Origin of the sequence: Streptomyces sp. NPDC088350, assembly GCF_044753545.1 — a bacterium.
In the GTDB taxonomy this organism is placed as follows: domain Bacteria; phylum Actinomycetota; class Actinomycetes; order Streptomycetales; family Streptomycetaceae; genus Streptomyces.
In genome coordinates this window covers 70,894-83,209 of sequence record NZ_JBIVNL010000019.1, presented here as the reverse complement: position 1 = coordinate 83,209, position 12,316 = coordinate 70,894, and the positions used below count along the sequence as shown (strand labels likewise).

General features: G+C 72.1%; 8 protein-coding genes. 7 read left to right on the top strand and 1 reads right to left on the bottom strand.

The genetic code is table 11. The features are described from left to right. Window positions 1-74 precede the first annotated feature (74 nt). From ACIQBL_RS44500 to ACIQBL_RS44470, 7 genes are all read left to right on the top strand, one after another. On the top strand, window positions 75-1,598 hold the full coding sequence (locus tag ACIQBL_RS44500; RefSeq protein ID WP_401953784.1) for a DUF4192 domain-containing protein: 1,524 nt from the start codon (window positions 75-77) through the stop codon (window positions 1,596-1,598). A 917-nt stretch (window positions 1,599-2,515) separates the two neighbouring features. After that, window positions 2,516-4,432 carry a glycogen debranching N-terminal domain-containing protein gene (locus ACIQBL_RS44495; protein WP_401953954.1) on the top strand — a complete coding sequence of 639 codons (1,917 nt, stop codon included), beginning with the start codon at window positions 2,516-2,518 and terminating at the stop codon, window positions 4,430-4,432. A gap of 130 nt (window positions 4,433-4,562) precedes the next feature. Further along, window positions 4,563-5,321: an NUDIX domain-containing protein gene (locus ACIQBL_RS44490; protein ID WP_401953781.1), complete on the top strand. Its 759-nt coding sequence runs from the start codon at window positions 4,563-4,565 to the stop codon at window positions 5,319-5,321. Between the two features lie 91 nt (window positions 5,322-5,412). Next, window positions 5,413-7,437 carry an ATP-binding cassette domain-containing protein gene (locus ACIQBL_RS44485; RefSeq protein ID WP_401953778.1) on the top strand — a complete coding sequence of 675 codons (2,025 nt, stop codon included), beginning with the start codon at window positions 5,413-5,415 and terminating at the stop codon, window positions 7,435-7,437. 162 nt (window positions 7,438-7,599) lie between these two features. After that, window positions 7,600-8,487 (top strand): FadR/GntR family transcriptional regulator, encoded by an 888-nt coding sequence (locus tag ACIQBL_RS44480; protein WP_401953775.1) that lies wholly within the window; start codon window positions 7,600-7,602, stop codon window positions 8,485-8,487. A gap of 434 nt (window positions 8,488-8,921) precedes the next feature. Further along, entirely contained in the window at window positions 8,922-10,463 is a 1,542-nt protein-coding gene (locus ACIQBL_RS44475) for an RNA polymerase sigma factor (RefSeq protein ID WP_401953772.1), read from the top strand. A 155-nt stretch (window positions 10,464-10,618) separates the two neighbouring features. Beyond that, complete coding sequence (locus tag ACIQBL_RS44470; protein ID WP_401953770.1) at window positions 10,619-11,476, top strand: S1 family peptidase; 858 nt, start codon at window positions 10,619-10,621, stop codon at window positions 11,474-11,476. 309 nt (window positions 11,477-11,785) lie between these two features. Here the strand turns inward: ACIQBL_RS44470 and ACIQBL_RS44465 are convergent, their stop codons facing one another. Continuing rightward, window positions 11,786-12,019: a hypothetical protein gene (locus tag ACIQBL_RS44465; protein WP_401953767.1), complete on the bottom strand. Its 234-nt coding sequence runs from the start codon at window positions 12,017-12,019 to the stop codon at window positions 11,786-11,788. Window positions 12,020-12,316: the final 297 nt, after the last annotated feature.

Sequence of the window (12,316 nt, the reverse complement as noted above, 5' to 3'; positions counted from 1 at the left end):
CCATGTGGCGTGTCCCTGACCGGACTTATCCACAGGCTCAAGCGGGATTCCGTGATCCGCGAGATCGTCAACGCATGACGAATCACAGCGAAACGACCGGATCCTCCGAAAACGGCGACATCGACCCCACCGCCTACGACCGACACGGCTCCGAGCACCAGGTCACCCTGCGCACCCCGGGCGAACTCGCGGACGCCCTGCCCTATCTGCTCGGGTACCGCCCCGAGGACAGCATCGTCCTGGTCGCCCTGCACGACCGGGGCGGCCGGGGCCGGTTCGGAGGCCGGGCCAGGCTCGGCATTCCCGCCGGCGCGGACGACTGGGCTTCTGTGGCACAGCAGTTGGCCCACGGCCTGGTGACCGGCAGCGAGCGCAGGGGAACCCGGCCCGAGCAGATGATCGCCTACGTCTGTCAGGAACCGGCGCCGGGAGAGTCGGGTCGTCAGGTCATGGAACGCCTGCGCCCCCTCGTGCAGAGTCTGCGCAAGGCGTGCGGCCTCCTCGACGTGACGGTGATCGAGGCGATCTGCATCTCGGACGGCCGCTTCTGGTCGTACTGCTGCCCGATCGAGGGATGTTGCCCGGTCGACGGCTCCCCGATGGGCCTGCCCGGTACCTCCGTGCTGGCCGCCGCGGCGACCTACGCGGGGCTCCAAGTGCGCGGCACACTGCGCGAGTTGCGCACCAGGCTGCTGCCGTGGGAGACGGCTGCCGCACTGGAGCAGGAAGCCGCTCTGGACGCCGCCGGCATGACCCTGGTCCCCAGGATCCTCGACGACTCCGGCCGTGCCGAGGTGGCACAGGAGACCTTGGACCTCGCCCAGCGGATCCTGGGCCGGTTCGCCGCGGCACCGCCCGTGTCCGGCGCGCTCCCGTCGGACCTGCGCGACGACGAACTGCTCGCCCACGACGAAGCCGCCACGCTGATCCTCGGCCTCCAGGACCGTACGACCCGCGACCGCGCCGCCGAATGGATGGAGGGCCAGGACGCGGTCCCGGCCCTGCGCCTCTGGCGCGCACTGGCCCGCCGCTGCGTCGGCTCGTACGGCGAGCACGCCGCGGCTCCTCTCACTCTCGCCGGTTGGGTCGCCTGGTCGACCGGCGACGACCTGGAGGCCCGGGAGGCGCTGGCCATGGCCCTGGGCGCGGACCCCGGGTACTTGTTCGCCCGCCTCCTGCACCAGGCATGCAACGAGGGCCTGGACCCGGAGTCGATCCGCCGCTGCCTGCGCGCGGAACGGGAGGGGCGCGCGGGAGTCGAAGGGGCGATCGGCGGAGAGGAGGTCGTCGACATTTCCGTGCCGCGGGGCACGAGCGATCCCGGCGACGGTCCGGCAACGGCGGCGACCTCGCCCACGGCCTCCCGTCGTCGACGACGCGCGCGTGCCGCCGACGGAGTCGAGGGCCGTCCCCGTCTTTCGGGGTCGGACGGCCGCCGATCGGGAACGGACGGACCCCGTCCCCGCACACCGGCGCAGGGCACCGCGCGCTCCGGCAGCACACGTCCGCGCACCTCCGGGAAGGGCGGTTCACGGCGTCACGACACCTGCGCGGAGGGGGCGCAGCCGGGGACCAACGGCATTGAGGGGGACGGGTGATCAAGGGCTGGGGGAGTGGAGGACAACCCGGCTCGGCCGGTGGTTGGCTCCGAGCCTTCGGGGTGTGGTTCCGCAGGGCCGTCGGGGCGAGGGTGGTGGCCCCGCGAGCAGTGGGGATGCGGGAGGTGATCCCACAACTGGGCGGAGTGCGGGCGGTGGAACCGCGAGTGGTCGGCGTTCGGGAGGTGACCCCGCACCTGGTCGGTGCGCAGGCGGTAACCCCGCAAGTGGCCGACGCGCGGGGCGGCGCTCCTGCCATGGCGGGGCACGCGACGCAAGGAATGGGTAGGAGCGGCCGATGGACCGTGCGCCGAGCTGTCGGCGATCGGGACCGGGGGACCGGCGTCGACCGGCCGCGTTCTGCGCTGCGCCGGCGAGGGATTGGCGCCGACTGCCCGCCTCCTGCGTCGCGCCGCCATTCGGTCGGCTTCCCCGGGCGAGGGCGTGACCAGGAGGAGCCCGCCTCCGTTCACCTGAGTGGCGGAACGCCTGAACGGGCCGTGTCGCCGCACCGCCTTTGTCCTCCCGGAACCCTCTGTTTGGCGCCGAACATGCCTGAGGCGCAGAGAGCGCAGAAGAAGCCGCCCATGTATCCGCCGCCTCCGCCCTCCGCAAACGACGAGCGCCCTGCCTCCGGTGACCCCGAGCCGCGCCTGAGCCGGAGCGCCGGCCCATCGCCGGGGCCCAACCCGCGCACTTCAGCGGGTGCGGACCAGAACCGACGTCCGTCCGATCCGCCGCAGCCACCTCATCGGCCGGCAGAAGGGCGACCACCCGGCCAAGTCCGCCGCCCGCCTCCACCTCCATCACCCCCGCACCAGTCCTCCTCCCTCGCCTCGCCGCAAAGCCCGACGTCACGCACACCTCGCCCGTTACCCCGCCGTTCCCTCGAACTGCCGCCCACCCACACCACGTTGATCTGCGTGGCCCTCCCCGGCCTCGCGGTCTCCACCGAGCAGGGGCAGATGAACGGCCGGGGGTTGGAGGGCTTCTACCGTGCGGGCCGGCGGGTGCTCTCCCGCTGCCAGCTGCGGGTGGCCGGACGCGAACCGCTGGCGGTGCAGGCCAGGATGACGGCGGCCGACCGCGCCCGCTTCGTGGGGACAGTCCGGGTGTCTCCCGACTGCGGTCCGGACCCCGACCTCGTCGTCGAGCGGACCCGGCACGCCGACGGCGCCGAGCGCATCACACTGCGCAGCGTGTCCTGGCGTCCGCTGCGCCTGCCCGTCGAGGTGGCGCTCGGCACGGACCTGGCGGACCTGGGCGCGATCGCCGCGGGCGGCACGGGACCCGAACTGCCCGCCGGCGTGCACGCCTCCGGGCTGCGCTGGTCCGGCGCCACCGGCAGCTCGGAGGTCACGGCGGACCCACCGCCCGCCGACGCACTGGCCTCCGCGGGGCTCCTGCGCTGGGAGTTCGAACTGCCACCGGGTGGCACGGTGAGCGTGGAGCTTCGGGTACGGCCGGTCGGCGCGGGACCGGTCCGTGCCGTGGGCCACGGGGCGACCAGCCCCCTGGCCTCCGCGCGGGCGGCCGGGGACGACCCCCGAGTCCAGGTGCTCCTGCGGACCGGCGTCGAGGATCTCCAGGCACTGCTGCTGCGCGACCCCTCGCACCCCTCCGACACGCATCTCGCGGCCGGGGCACCGTGGCGCTGCGGTCTGGCCTCGGCGGAGTCGCTCACGGCGGCTCGTATGACGCTGCCCCTCGGTACGCGGCTTGCCGCAGGCACACTGCGGACTCTCGCCCGCACCCAACTCCAGGGCTCCGGAGCGCAGTTGGGCATGATTCCCGGACCGCGCCGCGACGCCGGCGCCCATCTGCCGCCGAGCTGCACGGGGACGGAGGCGACCCTGCTCTTCCCGGTGCTGCTCGCGGAGGCCCGCCGCTGGGGGCTGCCGGAGCAGGAGACACGGGAGTTGCTTCCGGCGGCCGAGCGCTGTCTGAGCTGGCTGCGGACCACCGTGGGCGACGGCACCTATCTGCGCGACCCGCACCCGGGCGGACCCGTCCGCTGCGAGACACAGGCCCACGCCCATCGGGCCGCGCTGCTCGGGGCCGATCTGCTGGACGCGTTCGACAGACCCGGCGGTGCCGATCTGCGGCAGTGGGCGCAGGAGTTGAGCGCCGCGTTCCGCGCGGACTTCTGGATCGGAGACCTGGGCGGTGGCCGTCCGGCAGCGGCCCGGGCTCCCGACGGACGCCTCGTACCGCACCTCGGCGCGACCGCGGCCCACCTCCTCGACACCGGGTTGCTGGGCGGCGGTGAGTACGCGCCCGGCCTGCTCGACAAGGTGCGGGCCGAGCAACTCGCCCGGCTCCTCGGCGGCCCGGCCATGGACTCGGGCTGGGGGCTGCGCGGCCTGGGTGCGAAGGAACCGGGATACAGCCCGTTCGGTCACCGGAACGGAGCCGTGCGGGTGGCGGAGACGGCGATCGCCGTCGCGGGCCTGGCCGTCGCCGGGTACGAGAAGGAGGCGACCTCGCTGCTGCGGGGCGTGCTCGCCGCGTCAGAGGCGTTCGGACACCGGCTCCCCGAGATGTACGCGGGGGAGCAGCGCACGGACGGGAGCGCTCCCCTTCCCCACCCGGCGGCCTGCCGCCCGGCGGCCACGGCGGCGGCTGCCGGGGTGCTGCTGCTGACCACTCTCGTGGGCATCCGCCCCGACGCCCCCGCCCGCACGGTCACCCTCCGCCCGGTGCGCAGCGCACCCCTGGGCGAGATCGGCCTGACAGGGCTGCGGATCGCGGGCGCCCCCTTCTCCGTACGGGTCGGCCGACTCGGTGTCGCCATGGTCGAGGAGGCCGCCGACGGCCTGCAATTGAGAGCCTGACCTCGGACGAGGCTGTATTGGCCGGCGGCCGGAAGCGGAAGACGAGCCGCCTGTCGCACCGAAGTGGATCAGTCGCGGCGGTACCGGCGAAGGGAGTGTTTATCGTCAGGCAGACGACTATGATCGCCGCATGTCCTACGACCCGTCAGCGTATCCGCCCTTCGCCGTCACCGTGGATCTGGTCGTGCTGACCGTGCGCCGCCATGCTCTGTGCGGGCTGGCGGTACGCAGGGGTGAGCCGCCGTTCCAGGGGCGCTGGGCGCTGCCCGGCGGTTTCGTGCGGGCCGACGAGGATCTGTCGCAGGCCGCCGCCCGCGAGCTGGCCGAGGAGACGGGACTGCGCGCCCACGACCCGGCCGTCCCCGCCCAGGACAACGGAGCGCATCTGGAGCAGCTGGCGACCTACGGCGACCCCAAGCGCGACCCGCGGATGCGCGTGGTCAGCGTCGCCCACCTCGCTCTCGCCCCCGATCTGCCCGCACCCCGCGCCGGCGGCGACGCCAGCAACGCGCGCTGGGCGCCCGTCGAGGAACTGCTGCAGCAAGGGGGGTTCGGACGCGACGGCGATCCGGTGGCGCCGCTCGCCTTCGACCACACGCAGATCCTGTCCGACGGGGTGGAGCGTGCCCGTTCGAAGATCGAGTACTCGTCCCTGGCCACGGCGTTCTGCCCCACCGAGTTCACCGTCGGCGAGCTGCGCCGCGTCTACGAGGCGGTGTGGGGCGTGGCGCTCGACCCGCGCAACTTCCACCGCAAGGTGACCGGCACGCCCGGCTTCCTCGTCCCGACCGGCGGTACGACGACCCGTCAGGGAGGCCGTCCTGCACAGTTGTTCCGGGCCGGCGGCGCCACACTGCTCAACCCGCCGATGCTGCGCCCCGAGGTGTGACGCCGTAGCGCCTCGACCGAGTCGATCAACCGTTGCGGAGCGGGCCGTTCAGTGCCCGGAAAAACGGACATAACGCGCTATCTTGCTGTGGGTGATCCAGGCCTTCGGACTGACCAGCACTGCCCGCAAGGAGCATCCGCCCGCCGTCGACGACGTCTCCTTCGAGGCTCGTGCGGGCCGTGTCACCGCACTCCTCGGAGCGCCGGGCGCGGGCAAGACGGCCGCGCTCAGGCTCATGCTCGAACTCCAACAGGGACGTGGAATCACCTATTTCAGGGGCCGCCCCCTGCATCGCATCGCCCACCCGTCGCGCGAGGTCGGCGTACTGCTGGGCGATGTGCCGGGTCATCCGGCCCGATCGGTCCGCGGCCACCTGCGCATGCTGTGCGCCGCGGCGGGCGTTCCGGCCCGGCGCGCCGACGAGGTCCTCGAAGTGGTCGGCCTCGTCAGTCTGCGTGCCGAACGCCTCGGCAGCCTCGCGCGCGGCATGGACCGCCGCCTCGGCCTCGCCTGCGCCCTGCTGTCCGACCCGCACACGCTCGTGCTGGACGAACCCGCGGACGACCTCTCCGCCCGCGAAAGCCGTTGGCTGTACGGCATGCTGCGCGCGCACGCCGCCCAGGGCGGCACGGTCCTGTTCACCACCGCCGAACCCAAGGAAGCAGCCCGCAGCGCCGACCGGGTCGTCACTCTCGAACAGGGCAGACTCGTCGCCGACCAGGAGGCCGCAGACTTCGCCCGCACCCGGCTCCGCCCCCGCGTCGCCGTCCGCACCCCACACGCCGCCCGTCTCGCCGCCCTCCTCACCAAGGAGGCCCGCACCGCACACCGCTCCGTCGAAGTCGTACGGGAGGAGGGCAACCGCCTCTCCGTGTACGGCAGTACATGCGCCGACGTCGGCGAGACGGCGTTCCGGCACGACATCCTCGTCCACCAACTCGCTGACGAGGTCGGCGACATGGGGCCCGGCGCCGGAGCAACCCCTTACGGAGAGGGGGAAGCCATCGACGAGTCACGGGAGTCGTGCACCTCATCGACAGCCGAGATGCCGACGTCATCCACGGACACGCTGAGTGCCGAGACTCAGCAACCCCGCACCGCCACGTTGCCCACTGCTGATCCGCCTGCCGCCGGAGAACCGGAGCCGGTGGCCGACCCTCACCCGCCGCACGAGGCCCATGCCGGCCTCCACATGACAACCTCCGCCCACTCCCGGCTCGTGCCCCTCATCGACCCCGACGAGACGACGACCGGCACGCATCCCCCGGCGCGCGTCCCACGCCCCTCCCAACCCCTCACCCTCGACGCCCCGTCCCCGCTCCCGCCCCCCATCTCCGTCCGCTCCGCCCCCAGCCCGCTGCGTCCCCTCCGCTACGAGCTGCGGCGTGCCGCCGGTATCGGTACCGGGTTTCTGACCGGGGCCGCCGTGCTCGTCGTGTCCGCCCTCACCGCGCTGCTGTTGGCCCGGATCGGCCACACCCCGCAGGCGCGTCTGCTGGCCGCGTGGCCGTGGGAGCTGCCCCTGCCGCCCGCGGCGCTCGGTGCGGGGCTGCTCGGGGCGTTCGCGTTCGGTGACGAGTTCCGTCACCCGGCCCTGGCAGCGGATCGCGGCACCGTGCCCCGCAGGATGGGACTACTCGTCGCGAAGCTCCTCGTCGCCGCGGCCACCGCGCTGATGCTGGCCTTCCTCACGGTGGGCTGCGACGCCGAAGTGCTCTACCTCGTCTACGGACGGGAGCTCGCGCAGGTTCCCGCCGACTGGCTTTCGATGAGCGCGAGTTGGCTCGGCCTCGTCGTCGGGTGTGCCTGGGCCGGTGTACTGGCCGCGGGCATCTTCCGGTCCACGACGGCCGGGCTCGCCGCGGTGGTCGCCGTACCGGTTCTCGTCGTACCCCTCGTGCACAAGGCGCTGGAAGGTTCAGCCGTGCGGACCGCGGAAGGCTTTCCGGTGCGGTTGCGGAAGGTGTTCCTGCTGCAGTGGCCTTTCGGGGGTGAGCGATATCTGTCCGCGGCGGCGCGGGTGATCGTCCAACCTGTGGGCGGGGCACTGACGTTGTCGCTGACCGCCCTGCTCTGCGCGTATCTACTCACGACCCTGCGTAGCAGGGTCCGATGACGGCCGTCGGCGCCCTTCGGGTTCCGCTCTGCGCACAACTCCCCGGAGAAAGCCCATTTCTTTCCGATAAGGCGTCAATTGCGACGGGGTGAGCGATCACCCTTTCGTGTGCTTTTCACCAAAGACCTCAAGGGAGTTGGAGACAGCGCCGACAAAGGATCCGTGAGTACCCTTGCGCACACCATGATGACCGCCGCCCGCTCCGCAGACTCCGGTCTCGCCGGCCCGGGCGAACTCGACCGCTACCCCTATGCCGAGGCGCCCGTCACCGAGCGCCTCGGAGCCCCTTCCTGGGACGGTTCCGACCCCGAGCTGGGCCGCGTTGGCCGACGTGCCGCGGGCAGCCGCGGACGCGGGCTGCACGGCCAACTCGTCCAGCAGCTGGGCCAGATGATCGTCTCCGGGGACCTGGGCGCCGACCGCCCGCTGGTGCCCGAGGAGATCGGCCAGCGTTTCGAGGTGTCCCGCACCGTCGTCCGCGAGTCGCTCCGCGTCCTGGAGGCCAAGGGCCTGGTCAGCGCCCGCCCGAACGTCGGCACGCGCGTGCGTCCCGTCAGCGACTGGAACCTCCTCGACCCGGACATCATCGAGTGGCGCGCCTTCGGCCCGCAGCGCGACAACCAGCGCCGCGAGCTGAGCGAGCTGCGCTGGACGATCGAGCCGCTCGCCGCGCGCCTCGCCGCCGGGCACGGGCGCGAGGACGTCCAGCAGCGCCTCTCCGACATGGTCGAGATCATGAGCCACGCCATGGGGCAGGGCGACGCGCTGACCTTCTCCCGTGCGGACGCCGAGTTCCACTCGCTGCTCATCCAGGTGGCGGGCAACCGCATGCTGGAGCACCTGTCCGGGATCGTCTCCTCCGCCCTCCAGGTCTCCGGCGGCCCGGTCACGGGCTGTGACCGCCCGAACGACGCGTCCCTGGGGCACCACGCCCGGATCGTCGACGCGCTCGCCGCCGGTGACGGTGCGGGAGCCGAGGCGGCCATGCGGCAGTTGCTCATCGTGCACCCCGAGGTGGAGCGCGTGGTGCCCGCCCCGCGCGAGCACTGACCCGCGCGCGGCGGTCGGCGCGGTCGAGGTGTGCCGCGTTCTCGTGGCGCCGCCCGGCCGGGGCGCCCGCGTCCCGCCGGACCCCGCAGGATCCTCCAGGGAATCCGGCGGGGTCCGGCGGTGCGACGGGGCGCCGGACCCCCTGAGGAGCGCCTGTCACGGCCGTGAGTGACCTCCTCTGCCCGTGTCTGGCCGTTTTTGAACGCTTACGGGGTGTGACTCGGGCCACGCAGATTGGGCGTAACGCTCGCGGGAACTGCGCGATGACCTAAGAGGTGACAGCCGCGGAAGGGAATACGGACGCCGTTCAAGGCGCTGTGCTTCTTCCCGGCCCCAGCCCGCGCCGTCGGCCCATCCCCAAGTCGGCGGTCGTCGGCTCCTGTCCGTACCGGACGGGGCCGGAAGCCGTTTTCCATCGTTCCGAGAGGTTGTTCGTGTCGGCCAGCACATCCCGTACGCTCCCGCCGGAGATCGCCGAGTCCGTCTCTGTCATGGCGCTCATCGAGCGGGGAAAGGCTGAGGGGCAGATCGCCGGCGATGACGTGCGTCGGGCCTTCGAAGCTGACCAGATTCCGGCCACTCAGTGGAAGAACGTACTGCGCAGCCTCAACCAGATCCTCGAGGAAGAGGGTGTGACGCTGATGGTCAGTGCCGCGGAGCCCAAGCGCACCCGAAAGAGCGTCGCAGCGAAGAGTCCGGCCAAGCGCACCGCCACCAAGACGGTCGCCGCGAAGACGGTGACCGCCAAGAAGGCCACCGCCACCGCCACTCCGGCGGCATCCGTCGCCGACGCCTTCCTCGAGGACGGCGCCGCCCAGCAGGTCGCTGCCAAGAAGACCGCGCCCGCCAAGAAGGTCGCCGCCAAGAAGGTCGCCGCCAAGAAGACGACGGCGGTCGCCAAGAAGACCAGCGCCAAGAAGGACGACGTCGAGCTGATCGACGAAGAGGCGACCGAGGAGACCCCCGGCAAGACCGGGGACGAGCCCGAGGGCGCCGAGAGCGCCGGCTTCGTACTCTCCGACGAGGACGAGGACGACGCGCCCGCGCAGCAGGTCGCCGCCGCTGGCGCCACTGCCGATCCCGTCAAGGACTACCTCAAGCAGATCGGCAAGGTCCCCCTCCTCAACGCCGAGCAGGAGGTCGAGCTCGCCAAGCGCATCGAGGCCGGTCTGTTCGCCGAGGACAAGCTGGCCAACGCCGACAAGCTCGCCCCCAAGCTCAAGCGCGAGCTGGAGATCATCGCCGAGGACGGCCGCCGCGCCAAGAACCACCTCCTGGAGGCCAACCTCCGTCTGGTGGTCTCCCTGGCCAAGCGCTACACCGGCCGCGGCATGCTGTTCCTGGACCTCATTCAGGAGGGCAACCTCGGTCTCATCCGCGCGGTCGAGAAGTTCGACTACACCAAGGGCTACAAGTTCTCCACGTACGCCACCTGGTGGATCCGTCAGGCGATCACCCGCGCGATGGCCGACCAGGCCCGCACCATCCGTATCCCGGTGCACATGGTCGAGGTCATCAACAAGCTCGCGCGCGTGCAGCGCCAGATGCTCCAGGACCTGGGCCGCGAGCCCACCCCGGAGGAGCTGGCCAAGGAACTCGACATGACCCCGGAGAAGGTCATCGAGGTCCAGAAGTACGGCCGCGAGCCCATCTCGCTGCACACCCCCCTGGGCGAGGACGGCGACAGCGAGTTCGGTGACCTCATCGAGGACTCCGAGGCCGTCGTCCCGGCCGACGCGGTCAGCTTCACGCTCCTCCAGGAGCAGCTGCACTCCGTCCTGGACACCCTGTCCGAGCGCGAGGCCGGTGTGGTCTCGATGCGCTTCGGTCTCACCGACGGTCAGCCGAAGACCCTCGACGAGATCGGCAAGGTGTACGGGGTCACCCGTGAGCGCATCCGCCAGATCGAGTCCAAGACCATGTCGAAGCTGCGCCACCCGTCGCGCTCGCAGGTGCTGCGCGACTACCTCGACTAGGTCGTACGCGACTGTCGCGACCAGGTCGTAGCCGTACGACACGGAAGGCCCGGTCTCCTCTCGGGGAGCCGGGCCTTCGTGCTGGCGCGGGTGCGCGGCGTGGCGCGCTGGATCACTCTGGGTCTCTCATGACCATCACAGAGTGAGGAACGTGCATGCGTCGTCCCCTTGCCCGGGCGCTGACCCGGCCGCTGGTCCTGGCGGCTGCCGCGTCCGCCATACCGCTGGTATCCGCGGCCCCCGTGGCCGCCGACAGCATTGTCGTCGGCGGGTTCCCGGTCGATGTCTCCGAGAGTCCATGGACGGTGGCGCTGTCCAGCCGTGACCGGTTCGGGGGTACCCGGGCGGGACAGTTCTGCGGCGGTGTGGCCGTGGGCCGGACCACCGTGCTCACCGCGGCCCACTGCATGGGCGACGACGTCCTGGGAGCGCCGCCGCACCGGGCGCGCGACCTCAAGGCCGTCACGGGCCGTACGGACCTGCTCTCGGACCGGGGCCAGGAGATCGCCGTACGCGACGTGTGGGTCAATCCGGAGTACGACGCCGGCAGTAACGCCGGTGACTTCGCCGTGCTCACCCTCGCCGCTCCGCTGCCCCAGAGCTCGGTCATCGGGACGGCGGCGGCGGGCGACCCGGCCTACGCACCGGGTACGGCCGCCACGGTCTACGGCTGGGGCGATCTCACCGGCAGCGGCGACTACGCGGGCAGTCTGCACGCGGCACGCGTGCACGTGCTGCCCGACGCGCGCTGCGAGGAGGCGTATCCGGCCGGTACCGACGGCACCTACCTCTCCGCGGCCATGCTGTGCGCCGGAGAGACCGAGGGAGGCCGTGACGCCTGTCAGGGAGACAGCGGGGGACCGCTGGTCGCCCAGGGGCGGCTGATCGGGCTCGTGTCGTGGGGCAGCGGCTGCGGACGGGCCGGGAGCCCTGGCGTCTACACCAGGATGTCCGACGTCCTGCGGACACTGGGCCGCCATCGCGGCTCGCCGGGGCCGCACAAGGGCGCCTGACGGCGTCTGAGAGGCATCAGCGGGTAGGAGCCGGTGGATACGAGGACGGGCGGCCCCGCGCCGGGGGGGGGGGGGGGGGGGCGCCCCGGCGCGGGCGGGGGGGGGGGGTGGGGGGAGGGCAGGGTGAGGGCGGTTCTTTACGGGGGGGTGGGGCGGCGGCGGGGGCCCCCCCGGGGCGCGGGGGGGGGGGGGGGCGGGCGGGGGGGGCGGGGCGGGGGGGGGGGGGGGGGCGGGCCCCCCCCCCGGGGGGGGGGGGGGGGGCCCCCCCCCCGTCGCCGGCCTGTGCTGGCTCGTCGTGGACGCGAAGTGTCAGCGCTCTTCTTCAGCGGTGCTTGCAGCAGGAGCGGTGGTCAGTCGCTCCGACTCGTCCTGTATCTCAGCGGCGATCTTCTTGAGTTCCGGCTCGAACTTGCGGCCGTGGTGGGCGCAGAAGAGCAGTTCTCCGCCGCTCAGCAGGACGACGCGCAGGTATGCCTGGGCGCCGCAGCGGTCGCAGCGATCGGCGGCCGTCAGTGGGCTCGCGGGGGTCAGAACAGTAGTCACGTCGCCTCTTCTCTAGCTCGACGAGCTGTCGTACCAGGGTCAACATCCAACCAGCCCGAAAACGTTCCCGCTCGTGGCTTTTCCTCGAAAAATTCTTCCGGGGCGGCTGTCTGCTGCCGGTTGGCGGCGAATGTGCCGTATTGCGTGTCTATGTGTCTGTACGGGTTCGCGCTGTGGGTCGGGGTCGGTCCTCCCGGCTGGGTTGCCGGTTGTTCTTGAGGACGTGCCCGGAGCCTAAATGGTTCATGCCCCGAAGGGAACGTGATATGTACTTCACTCCATCGAGGGATCGAACAG